This window comes from Microbacterium sp. MYb64, assembly GCF_002979495.1.
GTDB classification, from domain to species: domain Bacteria; phylum Actinomycetota; class Actinomycetes; order Actinomycetales; family Microbacteriaceae; genus Microbacterium; species Microbacterium azadirachtae_A.
This window is the reverse complement of sequence record NZ_PCOW01000003.1, coordinates 14357-36727: the sequence shown is the minus strand read 5'-3', so window position 1 is coordinate 36727 and position 22371 is coordinate 14357. Positions and strand designations below refer to the sequence as shown.

The following is a 22371-nucleotide window of genomic DNA, read 5'->3' as shown; positions in this document are numbered from 1 at the left end:
CGGATCAGCGGGCGTCGCCCTGGGACGACGCACGGACGACGAGCCGCGGTGTCGTCACCACATGGCGGGCCTCGGTGCGCCCGTCGAGCCGCTCCAGAAGCAGCGCGGCGGCACGACGCCCCATCTCGAAGCCCGACTGGTCGACGGAGCTCAGCCCGACCGGCGGCAGCGCCGCCGTGGGCGTGTTGTCGTATCCGACGAGGGCGGGCCTCCGGTCGCCGGCGTCGGTCCACAGCTCAGCCATGAGGCCGAAGGCCGCGATGTCCGCTCCGGCATGGATCGCCGTGGGCTGTCGGTCTCTGCCGCGCAGCAGCTCCCCGGCCCGCCTGCCTCCCTCCAGGCTCCACTCGGCCGGGACCACATCGATGAACTCGTCCAGCCCGTGGGCGCGCATGGCATCGAGGTACCCGCGCTCTCGGACGAGTTCGGGGCGCCTGTGGTCATCCGGATCCGGTCCGGAGTGCGTCACGTACGTGATGCGCTGGTGCCCCTGCGCCACCAGATGGTCCACGATGAGGCGCGACCCCAGCGCGTCGTCCCCCGCCACGGTGTCGAAGGAGTCGGCCGGACCATGGCGACCGATCACGACGGTCGGGATGTGCCTGGCCACGTCCTCGAGGTCGTCCTCCCGCAGATGGGGCGCGATGAGCACGAGTCCGTCCATCTGCCGATCCCGCATCGCCTCCAGCATCCTGCTCTGCGTCGCGCGCGTCGGACCGGCGGGGCCGACGAGCGGCTCGTAGCCGGATCCGGCCACGGCGGCCGCGACGCCGTCGAGGAGCATGCCGAAGAACGGGTTCTGGATGTCGGAGACGAGCACGCCGAGCGTGAACGTCTTGCCGCGCATCCCTCGCGCCGATGCCATCGGGCGGTACCCGAGTTCCTTCATCGCCGCCTCGACGCGCTGCCGGGTCTCATCGCTGATGCCCGGCGCCTTGCGCAGCACCAGCGAGGCGCTCGCCGTGGAGACCTGGGCCCGCGCGGCGACGTCGCGGATGGTCGGCCTGCGCTCAGCGGGCTTGGTGTCGGTCATACTCCCTCTTCATCCTCCCCGGTACTCGATGGATCGAATGCTTGACAGCGAGTCGGCGGCTTCCCTAGATTATGCCACTAGAACGGTCTAGAAGAACGTTCTAGTCAATCTTTGAAACCCGACCGCTGGACCCAACGGAGTGACCAATGAAGACTCGCGTACTGCTCGCCGGGGCCGTAGCCGCCGGCGCCTCCCTCGTGCTCGCCGGGTGCACCGCGCCCGCTGACGGCGGCACGGAGCCGACATCGCTGACGATGTGGCACAACTCCGCGGACTCCCCCGCCCTGCTCCAGCTGTACAAGGATTTCGAGGCCAAGACGGGCATCGCGATCGAGCTCGTGGACGTCCCCTCCGACTCGTTCGAGACGACCATCCTCACCAAGTGGGCCACCGGAGATCGACCCGACCTGCTCGAGTTCCATCCGACCGTCGCCAACCTGCTCACGCTCAATCCTGAGAAGAACATGCAGGATCTGACCCAGATGGAGTTCGTCAAGGCATCGGGAGACCTGTACGCGTCCATGGGATCCCTGGACGGCACGGTGTACGCGGCCGTCACCGGCTTCCCCTCGGTCTTCGGGATCTACTACAACAAGGCCGTGCTCGCCGATCACGGCCTCCAGCCGCCACGGAGCTTCGACGATCTCAGCACGCTCTGCACGGCGCTGAAGCCGGCCGGAGTGGCGCCGATCTGGGAGTCCGGCGGGAGCGTGTGGCCCACCCAGGTCCTGCCCCTGCTCTACGTCGCCGATCACAACTCGGGCAACGAGTACGGCGCGGCCATCGGAGGCAACAAGGAGGCGCTGGACGCCGCGGGCAGCCCGTTCCTCGCGGGCCTGACGGCGTACGCCGGACTCCGTGACGGCGGCTGCTTCAATGCGGACGCCACCTCCGCGACGTTCGAGGACGGCCTGAAGGCGGTCCTCGAGGGCAAGGCGGCGATGACCGCACTGCACTCCGACACCTACGCGTCGCTCCTCGCCGATGCCGGCGGATCCCCTGACGCCCTCTCGGCGGCCGTCGGCTTCGTCCCCGTGTCGTCGTCGTCGCCTGTGGCCTCGTGGGCGGGCGGGCCCCTGGGCACCTACTACGCGCCCAAGACCGGCGACGCCGCCAAGGAGAAGGCCGCGCTCTCCTTCATCGAGTACGCGACGGGGGCGGGCTACCAGAAGCTCGTCGACAACGGGAATTCGTTCCCCGTGATCGACACCGCGAAGACGCCGAAGGGCTTCTCCGAGCTCCAGCTGAGCTACCAGTCGGCCTATCAAGGCGACTCCAGCATCGCCTTCAACTCGAATGTCGCGGGATTCGGCGCGCTGGCGACCGAGACCTCCAAGCTCCTGGCCCGCCAGACGACGCCGGAGGACGCCGCCCGCACCGTGCAGGCCGCGGTCGAGCAGGCGTCGACGGCGGCTGGTCTGCCCGGATGGTGATCGCCTCGGCGCCCCGCTCGGCGGCGGGCCGCACTCGCCGCCGAGCGGGCTGGATCTGGTTCGCACTCCCCTCTCTCGTCCTGGTCGTGCTGTTCTTCCTCATCCCGTTCGTGCTGAACCTGCCGTTCGCGTTCTCGTCCTGGAGCGGCTATTCGAACGACATCCGCTTCACCGGATTCGCCAATTGGATCCTGCTGTGGCGATCCGGAACTCTGAGCAACGCGATCATCATCACGCTGGTGTACGCCGTCATCGCGATGGTGATCCAGAACGTCGTGGCGCTCTCCCTCGCCAACGCCCTGCGCGAGACGACGCGCGCCAACGCCTTCTTCCGCTCGCTGTTCTTCCTGCCGGTGCTCATCTCGCCCCTCGCCGCCGGATACATCTGGCGCGCGATCGTCGCACCGAACGGGGTGCTCAACGATGCGATCGGCGTGTTCGTCCCCGGGTTCGACCTCGCATGGCTCGGCGATCCGGTCGCCGCTCTCGTCACAGTCGCCTTCATCGACGCCTGGAAATGGTCCGGTATCGCGACGCTCGTGTACATCGCAGGCCTCAACAGCATCCCCGCGTCCCTGCTCGAGGCCGCGGAGATCGACGGCGCCTCTCCGTCGCAGCGGTTCTGGCGCATCGTGTTCCCTCTTCTCGCACCGGCCTTCACCTTCAACGTGGTCACGACGCTGATCGGAGCCCTGAGCGCGTACGACATCATCGCGTCGACGACCTCCGGCGGTCCCGGCGTCTCGACGCAGACCCTCAACGTGGCCGTCCAGCAGCAGTTCGGGCAGTCGTACTTCGGGACGGCGAGCACGCTGAGCCTGACCGTCACGATCCTGGTGGTGCTGATCGCCCTGCCCCTGGTGGCCTGGCTCCGTCGACGGGAGATCGCATGATCCGGTTCCGCCTCATCCTGAAATACACCGCGATCTCGCTCTTCGCCGTTCCGTGGATCGTCATCCCGTTCTGGCTCCTCGTGGTGAACTCGTTCAAGTCACCGGCGGAGGCGGCGGACCTGTCTCTCGCGCTGCCCGAGCAGTGGGCTCTCGTGGAGAACTACGCCGCGGTCTTCACGAAGGGTCACTATCTCGTCGGCCTGCGCAACAGCGCCCTCGTGGCCGTGCCGACGATCGTCGTCGTCCTGCTGCTGGGGGCCATGGCCGCCTGGGGCTATGCGCGCAGCACCCGTCGCTCGTTCCAGGTCTTCTTCTACATCACCTCGCTCTCGATCCTTCTGCCTCCCGCGGTGATCCCGACGCTCTTCCTGCTCTCCACCCTTCACCTGGACGGGTCGATCGCCGGATACGCCCTCATGATGATGGGCACCAGGATGGGGCTGATCGTCTTCCTGACGACGGGCTTCGTGCGCAGCATCCCGGTGGAGCTCGAGGAGGCCGCCGCGATCGACGGCGCCCACCGCCTGCGCATCTTCGTCTCGGTGATGCTGCCGCTGCTGCGGCCGACGCTGTTCGTGGGCGGCGTGCTCCTGGTGATCCAGGTGTGGAACGACTTCTTCTTCGCGCTGCTCCTGCTGAAGACCTCTGCGAACGCGACTCTGCCCCTCACGCTGTTCTCGTTCGCATCGGCGTCGACCACCACGCTGAACTGGAACCTCGTGTTCGCGCATGTGATCATGACCAGCCTGCCCCTCATCGTCGTCTACCTGGTCGCCCAGCGCCGCGTCCTCGCCGGGCTCACCGAAGGCGGGGTGAAGGGATGACCGCGCCGGTCCGCGATGATCTCGCGCCGTCGCCCATCCGCTTCGAGCACCTCGGACCGAATGTGCTGGGCATCGGCGAGCGCCGGCCTCGACTGTCATGGACGCGGCCGATCCACCCCGACCGGGCTGCGGCCGTCTCGTGCGAGCTGCGTGTGGCGGACGCCGGGGAGGAGGCGGTCTTCGTGCTCACCGGCTCTGCCGGAGTCCTGGAGCCCTGGCCGGCGCAGGACCTGACTTCGGGCGAGCGACGCTCCCTCCAGGTGCGCGTCGTCTTCGACGACGGCACGGTCTCGCGATGGAGCCCGCCGTCGTTCGTGGAGGCGGGCCTGCTCGAAGCGGGCGAATGGGTCGGATCCTTCGTCGGCGCTCCGACCACGTCCTCGGCCGAGCCCCCTCCCGTCGTGCGGCGCATCTACGAGGTCCACGGCGAGGTCGTCCGCGCCCGGCTGCGCTCGAGCGCCCACGGCCTCTACACCGTGACCGTCGACGGGGCGCCCATCGACGACGCCCTCCTGGAGCCCGGGTGGCAGAGCTACCACCACCGGCTGCGCTACCGGACCCACGACCTGACCCGCTGCGCACGGGAGGGCCGCCTGACGATCGGTGCGCTCCTCGCCGACGGCTGGTACCGCGGCAGACTGGGCTTCCCGCTGATCGCCCGCGAAGAGGTGTACGGCTCCCGGCTCGGATTCCTCGCTCAGCTCGAGCTCGACTTCTCGGACGGCCGCCGCGAAGTGCACGGCACCGACGGTTCCTGGGAATGGCGCTCGGGTCCCGTCCGCACCGCGGGGCTCTACGACGGCGAGACCTGGGACGCGCGCCTCGATGTGGACTGGACCTCCGCCGACGGCTGGCGGCCGGTGACGGTGCACGAGGCCCCTTCCGCACGCCTGGTCGCTCCCAGCGCGCCCCCTGTCCGGGCCACGGAGACGCTCGCCGCCCAGCGGATCTGGACGTCCCCGGCAGGGCGGACCCTCGTGGACTTCGGTCAGAATCTCGTGGGCTGGCTCCGGGTGCGGGTCGACGGACCGGCCGGCACGCGCATCGGGCTGCGGCACGCCGAGGTCCTCGAGGACGGCGAACTGGGGACCCGTCCGCTGCGCACGGCGTCGGCGGAGGACTCCCTGGTGCTCGACGGCCGCGGCGCCACCACCTGGGAGCCCCGCTTCACCTACCACGGCTTCCGGTACGTCGAAGTGACGGGCTGGCCGGGCGAGGGACCGGATGCCGGGGCGCTGGAAGCGGTCGTCGTCCACTCCGACATGACGAGGACCGGGTGGTTCTCCTGCTCCGATCCGCTGCTGAACCGGCTGCACGAGAACGTCGTGTGGGCCATGCGCGGCAACTTCGTGGACATCCCCACGGACTGCCCCCAGCGCGACGAGCGCCTCGGCTGGACGGGCGACATCGCGGTGTTCGCACCCACCGCGACCTATCTCTACGATTGCGCCGGCCTGCTCGGATCCTGGCTCGAAGACCTCTCCGCGGAGCAGAAGGAAGATGGCACGGTTCCGTACTTCGTGCCGGAGCTGCCCGTCCCCGACGACGTGCGGCACCTGCCAGGGCTCGATCCGCGGCCGGCCGCGGTCTGGGGCGATGCGGCGGTGATCGTGCCGATGGCGCTCTACGAGGCCACCGCGGACGCGGGACTCCTCGAACGCCAGTACCCGAGCATGTGCGCATGGGTCGAACAGGTGCAGCGGCTCGCCGGTGCGGAGCGGGTGTGGGACACCGGCTTCCAGTTCGGCGACTGGCTCGACCCGAGCGCGCCCGCGGATGACCCGGCTGCCGGGCGCACCGATCCCGCCTTCGTCGCGACGGCCTACTTCGCCCGTTCGGCCCGGCTCCTCGCCGAGGCCGCAGAGGTGCTGGGATGGCACGAGGACGCACGCCGTTGGGCCGCCCTGGCCGATGAGGTGGTCAGGGCGCTCCGGCGGCGCTTCCTCGACGACCGATCAGGGCTGCTTCTGCGCCCTTCGCAGACCGCGTACGCACTGGCGCTCCACTTCGATCTGCTCCCGAGCCGCCTGCGGGCGAGGGCAGGGGCCGAACTGGTGCGGCTCGTGCGCGCAGACGGCCATCGGATCGGCACCGGCTTCGTCGGCACCCCGGTCGTGCTCCACGCGCTGAGCGCGGTCGGAGCGCACGACGACGCGTATTCCCTGCTGCGCCAGACCGAAGCCCCGTCCTGGCTGTACGCCGTTCGGATGGGGGCGACCACGATCTGGGAGCGCTGGGACAGCATGCTGCCCGACGGAAGCATCCATCCCGGCGAGATGACGTCGTTCAATCACTATGCGTTCGGAGCAGTGGCGGACTGGATGCATCAGAACATCGGCGGCCTCCGTCGCACCGCCCCCGGTTGGTCGGAGTTCGTCGTCGCGCCGAGGCCGCACGAGGACATCACCGAGGGCGCCACGGCGCACCTGAGTCCGCACGGGCGGATCGCCGTGTCCTGGCGGGCGGCCGACGACGTCCTCACTGTCGAGGTGCAGGTGCCGGTCGGCACCCGCGCGCTGCTGGACCTCCCCGGCGCCGCCCCCGAACACGTCGGCGCCGGCACCCATGTGCGCACCGCCGCGATCCGCAGCCGATCAGAAAGGAGCACCGCATGGTGATCACCGAGAAGAGAATCTCCGAGCTCGATGCCACCCTCGCCCGCGTGGTCGAGGAGAGCGGAGCCCCTGCCGCCCAGTACGCCTTGGCCATGAACGGCGGCGTCGTGCATGCGGGCGCGCTGGGTCACGCCGACGCGGACTCCCGTTTCTGCATCTTCTCGGCGAGCAAGCCCGTCTTCGCCTCGCTCATCCTGCACCTCTCGAGCGCAGGGACGCTCGATCTCGGCTCCCGCGTCGCCGATCTGTGGCCGGAGTTCGCCGCGGGCGGGAAGCACGACGTGACGATCGAGCAGCTGCTCCTGTTCACGGCGGGCATCCCGTCCTGCTGGCCGGCCCGCGACAGCGCCATCGACCCGGCACGTCGCGCAGCAGAGCTCGCCGCGGCGTCCCTCGAGACCGCGCCGGGCACGGCCTACGCCTATCACCCCGTCTCCGCCCACTGGGTGCTCGCCGAGATCGTGCGACGCACGACAGGACTCGACCATCGCGAAGCCCTGCGTCACCTCATCCTCGATCCCCTCGGGCTCGATCGCATGCAGCTGGGGGTGCCTCTCTCTGCGCAACACGGCATCGAGCCGGCCGAGCTGGTGGGAGCGTATGACCTCGCGTTCGCGGAGGCGACGCTCGGTCAGCCGCTCACCTCCGCCCAGCTGGACGCGGTGAACGCCCTCGCGCTCGGCATCGGGCGGGATCCCGCCCTCATCGCCGCGGGTGTGCCCGGCGGAGGCGTGATCTCCGACGCATCCTCGCTGGCGCTCTTCTATCAGGCGCTCCTGCACGGTCGTCCCGCGCTGTGGGATGACGACGTCCTGAACAGCGCGACACGGGAGAGCCGCAACGTCCTGGCCGATGAGGGACGCGGCGGCGCCCCTGCGAACAGGACGGTCGGATGCCTGACGATCGCCGGCGAGGGCGTTCCCTACGCGGAACTGCCCGCGCTCGGGCTCCGCCTTCCCGTGCGCCACCACGGAACGCGCACCTCGGCGCGCACCTTCGGCCACCCCGGATTCGGCGGGCAGCTCGGTTTCGCCGATCCCGACTACGGCTACTCGTTCGCGTTCCTGATCAGCGGAGCCGAGCGCGACGGCATCGCGGGAGCCCGACGTGATCGAGAGATCGCCGATGCCGTCGCCGGAGTCTTCTCCGGCTAGCGGCGCGCGGCGGCGCGTTCGCGTGCCGCCGCGACCAGCCCGTCGAACAGACCGGGATCGTCATCGGTCTCCGGATGCCACTGCACGCCGACCGCGAACCGATCGCCCTCGGCCTCCATGGCCTGCAGCACGCCGTCCGCGTCGTGCGCGACCGGGCGGTAACCGGGATGCTGCGCGACCGCCTGGTGGTGGTGCACGGGGACCGCGATCTCGGACGCCACCAGCCCGGCGACCCGTCCCTCCGCATCGACGCGCACCGAGGCCGAGCCGTACGACGTCGGTCCTCCCCCGTGCTGGTCGTGGCCGACCACGTCGGGAAGATGCTGCACGAGTGTTCCCCCGGCCGCGACCGCCATGAGCTGCATTCCGCGGCAGATCCCGAGGAGAGGCAGACGGATCCGCTCCGCTTCGGCGAGCAGCGCGAGCTCCCACGCGTCACGATCGTCGTACCAGCGCACCACGCTCGGGTCCGGCTCCTGCCCGTAGCGGGCGGGGTTCACGTCCGCTCCGCCCGCGATGAGGAGCCCGTCCAGGCGCGCGAGCACATCGCCCGCCGCCCCCGGGGCCGCCACCGGCGGCAGCAGCAGTGGCACGCCGCCGGCCCGCTCGATCGAGCGCGCGTAGTCGCTCGGGAGGAGGTCTGCCTCGACCTGCCGCCAGGTGCCCCAATCGGCGGCCTGGCGGTAGGTCGTGAGCCCGACGACGGGGCGCTGCTCAGTCAAAGTCCGAGTCCAGCGGCGTCACGTACGCGTTCGAGAGACCGCCGTCGACGAGGAAGTCCATCGCCGTGATGAAGCTCGATTCATCGCTGCCGAGGAACGCCACCGCGTTCGCGATCTCCTCCGGCTCGGCGAAGCGCCCCATCGGGACGTGCACGAGCCGGCGCGCGGCGCGCTCGGGGTCCTTCGCGAAGAGCTCCTGCAGCAGCGGGGTGTTCACCGGACCGGGGCAGAGCGCATTGACGCGGATGCCCTTGCGGGCGAACTGCACGCCGAGCTCACGGGTCATCGCGAGCACGCCGCCCTTGGACGCCGTATAGGAGATCTGCGAGGTCGCCGCGCCCATGATCGCCACGAACGAGGCCGTATTGATGATGGATCCGCTCCCCTGCTCGAGCATGTACGGCAGCACGGCTTTGCAGCAGTAGTAGACGCTGGTGAGGTTGACGTCCTGCACCAGGTTCCACGCGTCGATCCCGGTCTTGAGGATCGAATCGTCGGACGCCGGCGAGATCCCGGCGTTGTTGAAGGCGATGTCGATGCGACCGTAGGTGTCGTGCGCGACCTTGAAGAGGTTCTCCACCTGGGCCTGATCCGTGACGTTCACGGACACGAAGACCCCGCCGAGCTCCTCCGCGATGCGGGGGCCGTTCGCCTCATCGAGGTCGCCGATCACGACCTTCGCCCCCTCCGCCACGAACTTCTTCGCCGTCGCCAGTCCGATACCGCTGCAGCCGCCGGTGATGACGCCGACCTTGCCTTCGAGCTTTCCCATTCCTGTGTTGCCTTTCGCTGTGTGGGGAGGGTTCAGTACGTTTTGGATCCGTACGTCTTGGATCAGTACGTCGTGGAGATGAACACGTTCTTCACCTCGGAGAAGGAGTCCGGCGCGTCCGGCCCGAGCTCGCGCCCGAGCCCCGACTGCTTGAACCCGCCGAAGGGGGTCCAGTAGCGCACGGACGAGTGCGAGTTGATCGAGAGATTGCCGCTCTCGACGCCGCGGGCGACGCGCAGCGCCCGGCCGACGTCGCGGCTGAAGATGGATCCGGAGAGCCCGTACTCGGTGTCGTTGGCCTTCGCGATCGCGTCGGCCTCGTCGCGGAACGGCATCACGGCGAGCACCGGGCCGAAGAGCTCCTGCGCCCACACGGGATCGCTCGCGCTCCGCGGCAGCACGACCGCGGGGGCGAGCCAGAACCCGCCGTCCCAGTCCGCGCCCGCGGCGCTCTGTCCGCGGAACGCGATGTCGGCGCCGTCCAGGTGCGCCGCGACCGCGTCGCGCTGCCGCGCCGAGACCATCGGCCCCATCTCCGCATCCTCCGCGGACGGATCCTTGACCCGGAACGCCTCGACCGCGGGCTGCAGCAGCTCGAGGAACCGGTCGTACACGTTCTCCTGCACGAGGATCCGGGAGCGGGCGCAGCAATCCTGGCCCGCGTTGTCGAGTCCTCCACCCGGGGCCGCCGCGGCCGCCGCCTCGAGGTCCGCGTCGTCGAACACGATGTTCGCGTTCTTGCCGCCGAGCTCGAGCGTCACGCGCTTGATCTGATCGGCGCAGCCGCGCATGATCCCCTTGCCCACCTCGGTGGATCCGGTGAAGCACACCTTGCGCACGAGCGGATTCGTGACGAAGCGGTCCCCCACCACGCTGCCCTTGCCGGTGATGACCGTGAAGACGCCCTCCGGGAGTCCGGCCTCCAGGGCGAGCTCTCCGAGGCGCATCGCGGTCAGCGGGGTGAGCTCGGCGGGCTTGAGCACCACCGTGTTGCCCGCGGCGAGCGCGGGCGCGAACCCCCAGCCGGCGATCGGCATCGGGAAGTTCCACGGCACGATGATGCCGACGACACCGAGCGGTTCATGGAACGTGACGTCGATCCCGCCGTCCACGGGGATCTGCTTGCCGAAGTGCCGCTCGGGGCTCGCGCTGTAGTAGTTCAGCACGTCACGGACGTTGCCCGCCTCCCAGCGCGCGTTGCCGATCGTGTGGCCGGCGTTCGCGACCTCGAGGGCGGCGAGCTCGTCGATGTGCGCCTCGACGACGCTCGCGAAAGAGCGCAGCAGCCGGGCGCGATCGCCGGGGGCGATCGCCCGCCACGCGGGATAGGCGCGGTGGGCGCGTTCGATGGCCGCGTCGGTCTCGGCGAGGTCCGCGAGTCCGACCTCCCCCACCGGCTGTCCGGTCGCGGGGTTCAGGACGGTGAAGGCGCCGGCGGCGCCGTAGCGGGAAGAAGGGATCCTCATGCGCTCAGCCTTTCGAAATCTCCGATGAACCCGTTCACAGCCGCTCGAAGCCGCGGCGCAGCTCCCAATCGGTCACCGCCGCGTCGAAGGCCGCGATCTCGACGTCGGCGTAGTTGACGTAGTGGCGCACCACGTCCTCGCCGAAGACCTCGTTCGCGATGGCGGACTGCGCGAGCGCCTCGCGCGCCTCGTGCATCGTGGACGGCACCGTCGGGGCGCCGGACTCGTACGCGTTGCCCTTCGTCTCCGGCTCCAGCGTCAGCTCGTGCTCGATGCCGTACAGACCGCCCGCGAGCATGGCCGCGAGGCCCAGGTACGGATTCATGTCCCCGCCGGGCAGGCGGTTCTCCATGCGCGCGCCCTTGCCCTGTCCGACCAGGCGCACCGAGCTCGTGCGGTTGTCGATGCCCCAGGCCACCGCGGTCGGCGCGAAGGATCCCTTCACGAACCGCTTGTACGAGTTGATGTTGGGGGCGTAGAAGAGCGTGAAGTCGCGCATGGTCGCGAGCACGCCGGCGATGAAGTGGTCGTACAGCGCCGTGCGGACCCCGCGCTCCGCGTCCCAGAACACCAGGGCGTCGTCGTCCTTGCCGCGCAGCGACATGTGCACGTGGCAGGAGTTCCCCTCGCGCTGGTTCGGCTTCGCCATGAAGGTGATCGATTGCCCGTGCTGACGCGCGATGTCCTTCGACGCCGTCTTGTAGTACGTGTGGTTGTCCGCCGTGGCGATGACCTCGTCGTAGAGGAAGGCGATCTCGTGCTGACCGAAGTTGCACTCCCCCTTCGCCGACTCCACGTTGAGCCCCGAGGCGTACATCGTGTTGCGGATCTCGCGCAGCAGCGGCTCGACGAGCGTGGATCCGAGGATCGAGTAGTCGATGTTGTAGCGGTTGGCCGGCTCCAGGTCGCGATAGCCGGTGTCCCACGCCTGGTCGTAGGGGGTGTTGAAGATCACGAACTCGAGCTCGGTCCCGGCGAGCGCCTTCCAGCCGTGGGAGGCGGCGCGCTCTGTCTGCGCGCGCAGGATCTCCCGCGGCGAGACCCGCACGGAGACTCCGTTGGTCCCCGCGAGGTCGCACTGGATCATCACGGTTCCCGGCCGGTGCGGCAGGAGCCGGATGGTCGCGAGGTCCAGCACGAACTCCATGTCGCCGTAGCCGTCCGCCCACGACGCGTGCGCATAGCCGTCGACCGTGTTCATCTCGACGTCGACCGCGAGCAGGTAGTTGCATCCCTCTGTGCCGTGGCCGAGCACCGAGTCGAGGAAGAAGCGCGCGTGCAGGAGCTTGCCCTGCAGCCTCCCCTGCATGTCGGTGAACGCGAGGATCACGGTGTCGAGCGAGCCGTCGAGGATGCGCCCGCGCAGCTGGTCGACGGTGAGCATGCGGTCGTTGCGGGCGGGGAGGTCGAGTGGGTTGCGGGTCATTTCAGAAGTCCCTTGAGGAGTGCGGCGGTGGCGTCGCAGTGCGCGGTCATGATGTCGCGGGCCCGGTCGGCGGCGCCGGCCAGAATGGCGGCGACGATCGCGCGGTGCTCGGTCTCGGAATGGTCGATGTTGGTCTTGAGGAAGGGGATCTCGGCGAGCAGCTGATGGATCCGCACCTGCACGGCGCTGCAGGAGCGGGACAGTTCGTCGGATCCGCAGACCGTCGCGATGGCGAGGTGCAGCCGGGCGTCCGCCTGCCGGTAGTCGGCGGGCGTCTCGGCGGCGGCGAGGTCGGCGAGGCTGTCGGTGAGGAGCGTGCGCTGCGCCTCGTCCAGCGGAGTCTGCGCCGCCCGGTAGGCGGCGCCCGGCTCGATGACGGAGCGGAACACGATCACGTCGTCGATCTCCGCACGGCGCGGCGGGGTCTGGTCGGCAGGCCACCGCTCTGCGGCCGGCAGGACGACCGTGCCCCCGCCGCGCCCCCGGGTCGTCGTGACGAGCCCGGCGGCACGGAGGGCGCTGATGGCCTCTCTCAGGGTGGCGCGGGAGACGCTGAGCTTCTCTGCGAGCTCGCGCTCGCCGGGCAGCTTCGTCCCCACCCGGAAGATCCCGAGTCTGATGGCCGATCCGAGCTGCTCCACGCAGCTCTCGAAGGCCATGTGGCCGCGGACCGGATGCAGCGCCGCATCCACCAGAGGAGAGTCCATCGCGTCGGTCATATCGTGATCATTCCTCCAGGAGCTTGTCCGGCGCCATCGTGAGGTGCTCGGCTTCGACGCTGGACGCCATGAAGTCGCGCTTGCCGTACGCGAACCACAGCACGATCGAGAGGAGGGCGACCACGATGACCGCGACGGGCGCGTAGTTGAACGTGTCGATCGTGATCGGGTTCACCGGCGGGAGCACGAACAGGATGATGATGAGCACCACCCAGACGACGGCGATCCAGCCGACGATCGCGCTCCATCGCCCCAGGTTCCAGGGCCCGGGGACGAAGCCCTTGTCCAGTCGGCGCAGGAACACCGGTGTCACGTAGGCGATGTAGAGGCCGATGACCGCCACCGACGTCACGGCGAGGTACGCGGTGGTGTTGAACAGCGCCGGCGTGGTGAGGATGATCGACAGCACGACGCACAGCCAGATCGAGTTGGTCGGCGTGCCGGTGCGCTTGTTGACCTTCGCCCAGATCCGCGATCCCGGGATCGCGTTGTCCCGCGAGAAGGCGTAGCTCATCCGGGAGTTCGCCGTGACCGAGGCCATGCCGCAGAAGAACTGCGCGCCGCAGACGATGAACAGCAGGAACTTCGCCATCGTCGGGTTGTTCAGCGCGTCCAGGAAGATCTGCGCCGGAGGCAGTCCGGTCTCGGAGCCGAGCAGGCCGGCGATCCCCTTGTCACTGCCGTCCTGGATGGCCGCCGTGATCGAGAAGAGCAGGATCCAGCCGCCGATGATCGAGATCACGACGCTCATCACGATGCCCCTGGGGGCAGCGATCGAGGCGTTCTTGGTCTCCTCGGCGACGTGAGCGGAGGCGTCGTAGCCGGTGTACGTGTACTGCGCCATGAGCAGACCCATGAGGAACACGTACGGACCGAACGACCAGCCCGTGCCGTTGTACCAGTGCGTGAAGGTCCACCCCACGTCCTGGTGCTGGGTGGGCATGATCCACAGGGCGCCGACGATGACGAGCACGCCGACGATGTGCCACCAGGCGGACACGTTCGAGAGCAGGCTCACGATGTTGACGCCGAAGGTGTTCAGCAGACCGTGCACCACGATCAGCACGACGAAGAGGGCGAAGGTGGTCTGCGGCGTCGGCTCGATGCCCCAGACGAGGTTCGCGAACGCCATCATCGTGGTCGCCGCGCCGAAGTCGATGGCCGCGGTCACCGCCACTTCGCCGAGGAAGTTGAACCAGCCCACGGTCCACGCCCACTGGCGCTTGTTCCGCTTGGCGAGGCGGCCGGCCCAGAAGTACAGACCGCCGGCGGTCGGATACTTCGAGCAGACCTCCGCCATGGCGAGGGCGACCATGAGCACGAAGACGCCGACGACCGGCCAGCCGATCGTGATCGCCGAAGGGCCGCCCGAGTTCAGGGCGATGGCGTACGAGGTGATGCACCCCGCGAGGATCGAGATGATCGAGAAGGAGACGGCGAAGTTGCTGAACCCCGACATCCCCCGATGCAGTTCCTGTTTGTAGCCCAGGGCGGCCAGGGCTGCGGCGTCGTCGTCGATCGGGTGCGAGTCCGGCGCCTTTGTCGTTTCGCTCATGGAATGCTGCCTGCTTTCAGTGGAGGGAGCGTGTGCAGCGATTCTGGCGGTCCCGCCCCTCAACTGTCAATGGTCTGACTTCAAACCATTAGCCGCGCAGCGCCTCCACCGGCTCGATGCGCGATGCCCGCCGCGCGGGATACCAGCCCGACAGCGCACCGACCAGCACCCCGACGCCGACTCCGGCGATCGCGATCAGCGGATCCACGACCGGCGCCCAGCCCTGCAGCGCCGCGACGAGCACGACGGCGTTGACGCCGACCGCCGCGCCGATCACGCCGCCCACCAGCCCGATCACCAGGGACTCGACGAGGAACTGCCGCCCGACCTGCCGGCTGGTCGCCCCGAGCGCCCGGCGCAACCCGATCTCGCCTGTGCGCTCCATGACCCCCAGCAGGGTCACGTTCGCGATGCCGAAGCCGCCCGCGAGCAGGACCACGCCGCCGAGCAGCAGGAGCACCAGGTTGACGTCGCCCTGCACGTTGCGACTGAGATCTCCCCTGCCGGACGGCGCCTGCGCCTGCAGTCCGTCCGGGGCATCGGGCTGAAGCGCGACGACCGCCTGCTTGGCGAGCTGGGGGCCCGCTCCCGGCACGATCCTGATGTCGAGTTCGCTGGGCGCCGCCAGGCGGAAGTCGCTCCGCGCCGTCCCCACGGGGATCAGCACGGCATCGGCGAGATCCGACCGCTGCATCGAGCCCAGCACACCGATGACCGCATAGGCCACCCCGTCGATGAACAGTGAGGGGCGGGCGCCGACCTCGGCGATCCCCAGCCGCTTCGCCGCCTCGTCCCCGAGCACGGCGACCCGGTCCGCCCTCGCGTCGTGCCCGTCGTCGAAGAACCGCCCCGAGACGACCTCGGCCTCGAGCGCGTCCGGCAGCCCCGCCGATGCGGCGAACAGGGCCGGCGAGGAGACCGGCGCCGCCGAGGGGTCGTTCACCGGCACGGCCGTGATCGAATCCGAATCCCCCAGCGCCACCTCGGCGATGAGCGCGGAGGCGAGAACACCCGCCAGGCGATCGACGCGCTCCGCGCCGTCCCACGGGATGCGCCCTGTCGCCACGCTCTTGCTCTGCGAGCCGCCGGTCTGCGCCTGTGCGGGAGACACCACCATCTGGGTGCCGGCGGCGGTGTCGAACTGCCGCGCGATCTGGGCCGAGGCCGTCTGCGCGAAGCCGACGGTCGCGACCAGGGCGCCGATCCCGAGCACGGTGCCCAGGATCGTCGCCAGCAGGCGTGCCGGGCGGGATCCCAGGTCGCTCGTGGCCTCCGCCACCAGATCCTGCACCGTGAAGCGGTCCGCCCGCGGCACCGGAGGGATCATCGCTCGCTCACCCGCCCGTCCGCGATCCGGATGCACCGCCGCGCACGCTGCGCGACCTCGGCGTCGTGGGTGATCACGACGAGCGTGAGCCCATCCTCGCCGAGGTCCTCGAACAGCCGCATCACCTCGCCGGTGGTGTGCTGGTCGAGGTTGCCCGTCGGCTCGTCCGCGAGCAGGAGCTGCGGTCCGGAGACCACCGCGCGCGCGACCGCGACGCGCTGCCGCTCTCCGCCGGAGAGCTCGGTCGGCAGGAACGACATCCGGGCGCCGAGCCCGACGCGTTCCAACGCCGCGACGGCCCGTTCCTCGCGCTCCGCGCGCGGCACGCCGCTGTACAGCATCGGCATGAGCACGTTCTGCAGCACCGAGCGACGCGCCATCAGGTGGAAGGACTGGAACACGAAGCCGATGAACCTCGCCCTCATCGCGGCCCGTTCATCCTCGCCGAGGTCCCCGGTGAGGGATCCGGCGAGCCGATATGTCCCGACGCTGGGACGGTCCAGCAGCCCGAGGATGTTCAGCATCGTGGATTTGCCGGACCCCGAGGGGCCGACGATCGAGAGGTAGTCGCCCGGTTCGACGGTCAACGAGACGCCCTTCAGCGCCTGCACCTCCGGCGGTCCCGGAAACGACCGCGTGACGTCGCGCAGCTCGATCAGCGTCATCGGCCGACCACCACGAGGTCGCCCTTCTCCAGCTTCCCCTCGACCGCGGTGACCTCGACCGCGCCGCGGGCCGCCAGCCCGGTCTTCACGACGACCGTGCGGGTCTTCGCGCTGTCGCCCTCGCGCGGATCCGACTCCACGACCTGCACCCGGCTCTCCCCGCCCGGCCCCGCGGTCAGTGCGGCGAGCGGGACGGAGAGCACATCGCCCTCCGTGGCGCCGACCGCGACGGACACCCGCACATTCGAGCCCTGCAGCGCCGCCACCTGTTCCGGCGTGAGCGGCTGGGGCTCGAACAGCACCTGCCAGCGTCCTCCGGCCGCCGGTTTCGTACCGCTCTTGCCCCCGGGGGATCCCGCACCACCGGCGGCGGGGGCGTTCGTGACCTCGGTGATCGTCGCCGTGTGCGCGGTGCCGTCAGGAAGGGAGAAGGTGCCGGTGGTGCCGGCCTTGAGCAGGCGAGCATCGGCTTCCGCCGCGCTCCCGGTCAGGCGGACGGTCGCCCCCGACACGGTCATCGCCGTCCCCTGCAGCACGCTCCCGCGCTTGGCCTTCACCGCGTCGACCCGTCGGGGCAGCGCCGTGAGGAACAGCACCTCGCTCGACGGCAGGTACGGCAGCGTCTGCAGACGCGCGCGCTCGGCCGCGTTCTCCGCGGAGCCGAGCTGGCTCCGCGCGGCGTCGACGGCGTCCTCGAGAGCACCCTGATCCGCATCCGGCGTCTGCCCGGCGGCCTCGAGCTGCCGGCGCGCGCTGCGCAGCGCCGTCTCGGCCGAGCGCACCGACTCCTGCGCCGCCCGATAGGACTCCTCGACGCCCTCGCCCGGACTCGGTGCAGGGTAGCCGGCCTGCGCGTAGAGCTGGGCGATGGCGGCCGTCGCATCCTCGTCGAGGATGTTCGAGGCCATGTCTCCCGGATCGATCCCCACCGCGGACAGCGCCTGCTTGAGCTGCAGCACGTCGGGGCCCGAGACGCCGTGTCGCAGGCTCCGGTAGGCCGGCAGCTCGCCCGGCAGCACGATCACGGGTCGTCCGACGACCTCGAGAGCGATCGAGAGCGACGAGAGGGTCGCCCCCTCTGCGGGGACCTGCCCTGTGACGACCGCCGCGCCGGAGACCGTGCTGGTGTCGATCGTGACGTCCACGGCATCCGCGTAGCCGACGTCGGCGCGCAACGTCACGTCGTTGCTCAACGGTCCGAACTCGACCGGCGCCGTGATCAGGCCGGGTTTGGGCGCTTTCCCGCCGGCGCTGGCGGGCGCCAGCACGAACGTCCCGACGAGAAGCCCGCCCACGAGCGCGGCGAGCGCCACCACGGCGCCGATCCAGAGCGCACGATTGCGCCGGAACACGCGCCCCCAGCCGGCCACCTGCGAGGTGCCGGTGCGCGGCGCCTCCTCCCCCTCTGCGACGAGAACGTCGAAGCCCGCATCCTCCGTGTCGCCCGGCACTACTTCTTCTTCTCCTGCGCCAGAGCCTTCTCCCCCGCCACCTTGAACGCCTCGAGCTCCTTCTTGTTGTCCGCGACGAACTTCTCCTCGCTCGCGAACTGGATCTTCAGCTGCGCGTCACGGTACGAGGTCTTCTCCCGGCAGGTGAGATCCTTGAGCGCCAGCGCGCGCTCCGTCTCGCCGAGCTTCTTCATCTCCGCGCTGTCCGCGGGATCCTGGTACGCGCTGGGGTCCTGCTCCGGATCCATCGGCGCCTGCTGCTCGTAGATCTTGTCCATCGCGTCGTAGATCGACTGCTGAGCCTCCTGCTGCTTGCGGAATCCGCTCTCACCGGCATCGCCCATGCACGCGGCCCAGGCCCCATCGAGCTTCTTCAGCTCCGAACCGTCCTGCATCTTCTCGTAGAACTTCTGGATGCGGTCCACGAGCGGCTTGAACTCGTCGCTCTGCCACGGCTGATCGGCGGACACCTCGTGCTGCGCCCACCCCTGGCAGCCGGCGTCCTCCCACTTCCACTCGACGGGTCCATCCTCCTGCGGGTCGGGATCCGCCATCTTTCCGTAGAGGGTCCCCTGATAGGCCTGCTGCTCAGCCTCGGAGAGGCTCTGCAGATACTCCTGGTTCGGGTCCTCGACGGGCTGCTCTGGCTCCTTGCCCTTCATCTGCTGCGACATCGGGTTGTCGACGGCGCCGTACCCGTACTTCTCGACCCAGGCCCGCTCCTCCGGCTCCCACTTCACGTCCTCGGACGAGGCGAACGACATGTTGCCGGTGAACGGCTTGTACTCGAAGCCCTCCTTCGCCATGCATTCCGCGGTCAGCGCCTCCTGCTTCTTCTGCTGCTCCTTGGCACGGCGCTCCTGTTCCTTCGGAGAGGCGTCGCGGTCGTAGCCCGCGCTCAGGTACTCGGACAGCGGAGAATCCTCCGGCTTCAGGCTTCCTCCGCCCTGCGCGCAGGCGGTCAACGCGATCGTCGACAGCGCCACGATCGCGAGGGCGAGGGGAAGACGAGACTCGGCGGTCGGCATCGTTGCTCCTTCAGTTTTCGAGAAACCCTTTTCGCCAGACCCTACAGGTCGAATCCGCCCAGTGCCTCCTCGGGAGAGATAACCACCGTCAACGCGCCCGAGGATGCGCGGTCGCGTAGACGTCGCGCAGCGTGTCCACGGAGACGTGGGTGTAGATCTGGGTGGTCGCGACCGACGCGTGCCCCAGCAGCTCCTGCACGACGCGGACATCCGCGCCGCCCTGCAGCAGATGCGTCGCGAAGGAGTGCCTCAGCGTGTGCGGAGACACCTCCGCCGTGATCTTCGCTCCCTCGGCGGCCGCGCGGATGATCAGCCATGCGCTCTGCCTGCTGAGCGGTGCGCCGCGCGCTCCCAGGAAGAGCTTCGCCGACGCGTGCCCCTTCGCCGCGAGCGCTGGCCGCACCCGGGTGAGGTAGGCGTCGACCGCCGCGCGCGCGTACGACCCCACGGGGACGATGCGCTCCTTGGATCCCTTTCCGCGCAGCCGCAGCACGTCACCGTGCGCGAGGTCGTCGACGTCGAGCGACACGGCTTCCGAGACGCGGGCGCCCGTGGCGTACAGCAGCTCGAGGAGCGCCCGATCCCTGATCCCGATCGGATCCTCGGCGGACGGCGCGCCGAGCAGGTGCTCGACCTGATCGATCGTGAGCGCCTTCGGCAGCCGCTGCGGCTGCTTCGGCGGACGCAGCCGCGCGCTCGGATCCGCCTCGGCGATGCCCTCCCTGGCGAGGAAGCGATGCCAGCCGCGCACCGAGGACTGCAGTCGCGCGAGGCTCGACGCGGCGGGCGGCGGCTCTGCGCCCGCCCGCTCGGCGGCGAACGCGGCGACGATCTCCACGGAGATCGCGTCGGTGTCGGCGATGCCCTGCTCCCCCAGCCACGCCACGTACCCGCCGAGGTCGCGGCGATAGGCGGAGAGGGTGTGATCGGCCAGCCCTCGCTCGATCGTCACGTGCCGGAGGTACGCGTCGAGCGCGCGGTCGAGCTGCACCTCAGGCCCCGCGGCCCCGCCGCCCCGTCGGCGACAGGCGCCGTTCGGCCGCGAGCACCCCGGCGGCGAGGATCCCGTTGCGCAGCCGCCCGGCCAGCACGCCGTGGGCGGCCTCGGACAGCGGCACCCAGGCGAGCCGGATGTCGGCCTCCTCATCCGTCCGCGCGAAGGCCGCGTCAGCGGGACTCAGCTCGGTCGCGAGATAGATGTGGACGATCTCCGAGTTGCTGCCGGGCGTCGTGTAGGTCGAGATCAGCGGCTCCCAGGCGCTCGCGACGAGATCCGCCTCCTCGGCGAGCTCCCGCCGCGCGGCGTCCATCGGGTCCTCCCCCGCCACGTCGAGCAACCCCGCGGGCAGCTCCCAGTCGCGCTGCCTGATGGGATGCCGGTACTGCTGGATCAGCAGCACACGGCCGTCCTCGTCCATCGCGACGACCGCGGCCGCACCGGAGTGGGCGATGTACTGACGCACGATCTCGCCGTCCCCGTAGCGGACGCGGTCCTCGCGGACCCCCCACACCGCGCCGCGGTACACCTCGGCGCTGGAGAGCACCTCGGGGTCGAACGCCTCGTCGCGCAGCGCGGTGGTGGAGTCGGTCACGTCAGTCCTCGTCGTCGAACAGCTCGCTGGAGCGGTGCCGCTCGATCGCGGCGCCCACGAGACCGCGGAACAGCGGGTGCGGGTCGGTCGGGCGCGAGCGCAGCTCGGGGTGCGCCTGGGTGGCGATGTAGAACGGGTGCACCTCGCGCGGCAGCTCGACGTACTCGACGAGGTCGAGTTCGGGGTTGAGACCGGAGAACGAGAGCCCGGCGTCCGCGAGACGGCCGCGGTAGGCGTTGTTCACCTCGTACCGGTGGCGGTGGCGCTCGGACGCCTCGGATGCGCCGTAGAGCTCCGCCGCGAGCGACCCCTCGCCGAGCGCCGCCTTGTACAGCCCCAGGCGCATGGTGCCGCCCAGATCGCCGCCGTCCAGGATCTCGACCTGCTCGGCCATGGTCGCGATGACCGGCTCCGCGGTGTCGGGGTCGAACTCGCTCGACGACGCGCCGGAGATGTCGGCGACGTTGCGCGCGTACTCGATCACCATGCACTGCAGGCCGAGGCACAGGCCGAGGGTGGGGATGCCCTGCTCGCGCGCGAACCGGAGAGCGCCCAGCTTGCCCTCGATGCCGCGGATGCCGAAGCCGCCCGGCACGCAGATGCCGTCGACGTCGCTCAGCGCCTTGGCCGCGCCCTCGGGCGTCTCGCAGGAGTCGGACGGGATCCAGCGGATCTTGACGGCGACCTCGTGCGCGAACCCACCGGCCTTGAGGGCTTCGGTGACCGAGAGGTAGGCGTCGGGCAGGTCGATGTACTTGCCGACGAGGCCGATCGTGACCTCGTGCTTCGGGTTGTGCACGGCCTGAAGGACCTTCTGCCAGCGCGACCAGTCCACGTCTGCGGCCTTGTCGAGACCGAGCACGTCGACGATGTAGTCGTCCAGGCGCTGGTCGTGCAGCATCGTCGGGATGTCGTAGATGCTGGGCACGTCGATCGCGTTCACGACCGCGTCCTCGTCGACGTCGCACATGAGCGCGATCTTGCGCTTGTTGGACTCGGTGACGGGGCGGTCGCTGCGCAGCACGAGCGCGTCCGGCTGGATGCCGATCGAGCGCAGGGTCGCGACGGAGTGCTGCGTCGGCTTTGTCTTCTGCTCGCCGGAGGCGCCCATGAACGGCACCAGCGACACGTGCACGAAGAACACGTTCTTGCGGCCGAGCTCGTGGCGGATCTGACGCGCCGACTCGATGAACGGCTGCGACTCGATGTCTCCGACCGTGCCGCCGATCTCGGTGATGATGACGTCGGGGCGGGGCGTCTCGTCGGCCTGCAGGCGCATGCGGCGCTTGATCTCATCCGTGATGTGCGGGATGACCTGCACGGTGTCGCCGAGGTACTCGCCGCGGCGCTCCTTGGCGATGACCTGCGAGTAGATCTGACCGGTGGTGACGTTCGCGGCCTGGCTGAGCTCGATGTCGAGGAAGCGCTCGTAGTGCCCGATGTCGAGGTCGGTCTCGGCGCCGTCGTCCGTGACGAAGACCTCGCCGTGCTGGAACGGGTTCATCGTGCCGGGATCCACGTTCAGATACGGATCCAGCTTCTGCATCACGACGCGCAGTCCCCGGGCGGTGAGCAGGTTGCCGAGGCTGGCTGCCGTCAGGCCCTTGCCCAACGAGGAAACGACACCGCCCGTCACGAAGATGTGCTTGGTGGTGTCGTTGTCTGTCCGCGCGGCTGAGTTCTGCATCACGGGCTT

The 22371-nt window shown here is 69.7% G+C and carries 19 protein-coding genes; 5 read left to right on the top strand and 14 right to left on the bottom strand.

The window, feature by feature from the left end; genetic code table 11:
• Positions 1–4: 4 nt before the first annotated feature.
• Positions 5–1033 (bottom strand): LacI family DNA-binding transcriptional regulator, encoded by a 1029-nt coding sequence (locus CQ044_RS04045; RefSeq protein ID WP_105687052.1) that lies wholly within the window; start codon positions 1031–1033, stop codon positions 5–7.
• 146 nt (positions 1034–1179) lie between these two features.
• Here CQ044_RS04045 and CQ044_RS04040 point away from each other — a divergent pair, with 146 nt between their 5' ends.
• From CQ044_RS04040 to CQ044_RS04020, 5 genes are read left to right on the top strand one after another with little or no spacing between them, the layout of a single operon-like run.
• Positions 1180–2466, top strand: a complete 1287-nt coding sequence (locus tag CQ044_RS04040; protein ID WP_105687051.1) for an ABC transporter substrate-binding protein — start codon at positions 1180–1182, stop codon at positions 2464–2466.
• A complete protein-coding gene (locus tag CQ044_RS04035; protein ID WP_105687049.1) occupies positions 2460–3359 on the top strand; it encodes a carbohydrate ABC transporter permease in 900 nt (299 codons plus the stop codon). Before CQ044_RS04040 ends, CQ044_RS04035 begins: the two co-directional genes overlap by 7 nt.
• Complete coding sequence (locus CQ044_RS04030) at positions 3356–4183, top strand: carbohydrate ABC transporter permease (RefSeq protein WP_105687047.1); 828 nt, start codon at positions 3356–3358, stop codon at positions 4181–4183. Before CQ044_RS04035 ends, CQ044_RS04030 begins: the two co-directional genes overlap by 4 nt.
• Positions 4180–6801, top strand: a complete 2622-nt coding sequence (locus CQ044_RS04025; RefSeq protein WP_105687045.1) for an alpha-L-rhamnosidase — start codon at positions 4180–4182, stop codon at positions 6799–6801. Before CQ044_RS04030 ends, CQ044_RS04025 begins: the two co-directional genes overlap by 4 nt.
• A complete protein-coding gene (locus CQ044_RS04020; RefSeq protein WP_105687043.1) occupies positions 6795–7952 on the top strand; it encodes a serine hydrolase in 1158 nt (385 codons plus the stop codon). The genes CQ044_RS04025 and CQ044_RS04020 overlap by 7 nt, the downstream gene beginning before the upstream one ends.
• On the opposite strand, the gene CQ044_RS04015 is transcribed toward CQ044_RS04020, so the two are convergent.
• From CQ044_RS04015 to CQ044_RS03955, 13 genes are all read right to left on the bottom strand, one after another.
• Positions 7949–8674 (bottom strand): gamma-glutamyl-gamma-aminobutyrate hydrolase family protein, encoded by a 726-nt coding sequence (locus CQ044_RS04015; protein WP_105687042.1) that lies wholly within the window; start codon positions 8672–8674, stop codon positions 7949–7951. The two genes, CQ044_RS04020 and CQ044_RS04015, sit on opposite strands and share 4 nt — an antisense overlap.
• Positions 8667–9446, bottom strand: a complete 780-nt coding sequence (locus CQ044_RS04010; RefSeq protein ID WP_045272395.1) for a 3-oxoacyl-ACP reductase — start codon at positions 9444–9446, stop codon at positions 8667–8669. Before CQ044_RS04010 ends, CQ044_RS04015 begins: the two co-directional genes overlap by 8 nt.
• 62 nt (positions 9447–9508) lie before the next feature.
• Entirely contained in the window at positions 9509–10912 is a 1404-nt protein-coding gene (locus CQ044_RS04005; RefSeq protein WP_105687040.1) for an aldehyde dehydrogenase, read from the bottom strand.
• A 34-nt stretch (positions 10913–10946) separates the two neighbouring features.
• Positions 10947–12338, bottom strand: coding sequence for a glutamine synthetase family protein (locus tag CQ044_RS04000; protein WP_258133157.1), 1392 nt, complete (start codon positions 12336–12338; stop codon positions 10947–10949).
• The gene (locus CQ044_RS03995) at positions 12335–13057 is read right to left on the bottom strand and encodes a FadR/GntR family transcriptional regulator (RefSeq protein ID WP_052680221.1); all 723 of its coding nucleotides are present in this window, start codon (positions 13055–13057) and stop codon (positions 12335–12337) included. The genes CQ044_RS04000 and CQ044_RS03995 overlap by 4 nt, the downstream gene beginning before the upstream one ends.
• A gap of 7 nt (positions 13058–13064) precedes the next feature.
• Positions 13065–14612 (bottom strand): amino acid permease, encoded by a 1548-nt coding sequence (locus CQ044_RS03990; RefSeq protein WP_105687038.1) that lies wholly within the window; start codon positions 14610–14612, stop codon positions 13065–13067.
• Between the two features lie 88 nt (positions 14613–14700).
• On the bottom strand, positions 14701–15939 hold the full coding sequence (locus CQ044_RS03985) for an ABC transporter permease (RefSeq protein ID WP_105687036.1): 1239 nt from the start codon (positions 15937–15939) through the stop codon (positions 14701–14703).
• Entirely contained in the window at positions 15936–16604 is a 669-nt protein-coding gene (locus CQ044_RS03980) for an ABC transporter ATP-binding protein (RefSeq protein WP_045272390.1), read from the bottom strand. Before CQ044_RS03980 ends, CQ044_RS03985 begins: the two co-directional genes overlap by 4 nt.
• Positions 16601–18055 (bottom strand): hypothetical protein, encoded by a 1455-nt coding sequence (locus CQ044_RS03975; RefSeq protein ID WP_258133156.1) that lies wholly within the window; start codon positions 18053–18055, stop codon positions 16601–16603. The genes CQ044_RS03980 and CQ044_RS03975 overlap by 4 nt, the downstream gene beginning before the upstream one ends.
• Complete coding sequence (locus tag CQ044_RS03970; protein ID WP_105687034.1) at positions 18055–19083, bottom strand: hypothetical protein; 1029 nt, start codon at positions 19081–19083, stop codon at positions 18055–18057. Before CQ044_RS03970 ends, CQ044_RS03975 begins: the two co-directional genes overlap by 1 nt.
• 88 nt (positions 19084–19171) lie before the next feature.
• Positions 19172–20074 (bottom strand): site-specific tyrosine recombinase XerD, encoded by a 903-nt coding sequence (xerD, locus tag CQ044_RS03965; RefSeq protein ID WP_105687033.1) that lies wholly within the window; start codon positions 20072–20074, stop codon positions 19172–19174.
• A gap of 1 nt (position 20075) precedes the next feature.
• A complete protein-coding gene (locus CQ044_RS03960; protein WP_105687031.1) occupies positions 20076–20675 on the bottom strand; it encodes an NUDIX hydrolase in 600 nt (199 codons plus the stop codon).
• Between the two features lies 1 nt (position 20676).
• Positions 20677–22362, bottom strand: coding sequence for a CTP synthase (locus CQ044_RS03955; RefSeq protein WP_045272386.1), 1686 nt, complete (start codon positions 22360–22362; stop codon positions 20677–20679).
• Between the last annotated feature and the right edge of the window lie 9 nt (positions 22363–22371).

Bases quoted from the DNA above. Each gene is read 5' to 3' on its own strand.
- CQ044_RS04045 (WP_105687052.1), bottom strand. From the start codon at position 1,033: ATGACCGACACCAAGCCCGCTGAGCGCAGGCCGACCATCCGCGACGTC.
- CQ044_RS04040 (WP_105687051.1), top strand. From the start codon at position 1,180: ATGAAGACTCGCGTACTGCTCGCCGGGGCCGTAGCCGCCGGCGCCTCC.
- CQ044_RS04035 (WP_105687049.1), top strand. From the start codon at position 2,460: ATGGTGATCGCCTCGGCGCCCCGCTCGGCGGCGGGCCGCACTCGCCGC.
- CQ044_RS04030 (WP_105687047.1), top strand. From the start codon at position 3,356: ATGATCCGGTTCCGCCTCATCCTGAAATACACCGCGATCTCGCTCTTC.
- CQ044_RS04025 (WP_105687045.1), top strand. From the start codon at position 4,180: ATGACCGCGCCGGTCCGCGATGATCTCGCGCCGTCGCCCATCCGCTTC.
- CQ044_RS04020 (WP_105687043.1), top strand. From the start codon at position 6,795: ATGGTGATCACCGAGAAGAGAATCTCCGAGCTCGATGCCACCCTCGCC.
- CQ044_RS04010 (WP_045272395.1), bottom strand. From the start codon at position 9,446: ATGGGAAAGCTCGAAGGCAAGGTCGGCGTCATCACCGGCGGCTGCAGC.
- CQ044_RS04005 (WP_105687040.1), bottom strand. From the start codon at position 10,912: ATGAGGATCCCTTCTTCCCGCTACGGCGCCGCCGGCGCCTTCACCGTC.
- CQ044_RS04000 (WP_258133157.1), bottom strand. From the start codon at position 12,338: ATGACCCGCAACCCACTCGACCTCCCCGCCCGCAACGACCGCATGCTC.
- CQ044_RS03995 (WP_052680221.1), bottom strand. From the start codon at position 13,057: ATGACCGACGCGATGGACTCTCCTCTGGTGGATGCGGCGCTGCATCCG.
- CQ044_RS03990 (WP_105687038.1), bottom strand. From the start codon at position 14,612: ATGAGCGAAACGACAAAGGCGCCGGACTCGCACCCGATCGACGACGAC.
- CQ044_RS03985 (WP_105687036.1), bottom strand. From the start codon at position 15,939: ATGATCCCTCCGGTGCCGCGGGCGGACCGCTTCACGGTGCAGGATCTG.
- CQ044_RS03980 (WP_045272390.1), bottom strand. From the start codon at position 16,604: ATGACGCTGATCGAGCTGCGCGACGTCACGCGGTCGTTTCCGGGACCG.
- CQ044_RS03970 (WP_105687034.1), bottom strand. From the start codon at position 19,083: ATGCCGACCGCCGAGTCTCGTCTTCCCCTCGCCCTCGCGATCGTGGCG.
- CQ044_RS03955 (WP_045272386.1), bottom strand. From the start codon at position 22,362: ATGCAGAACTCAGCCGCGCGGACAGACAACGACACCACCAAGCACATC.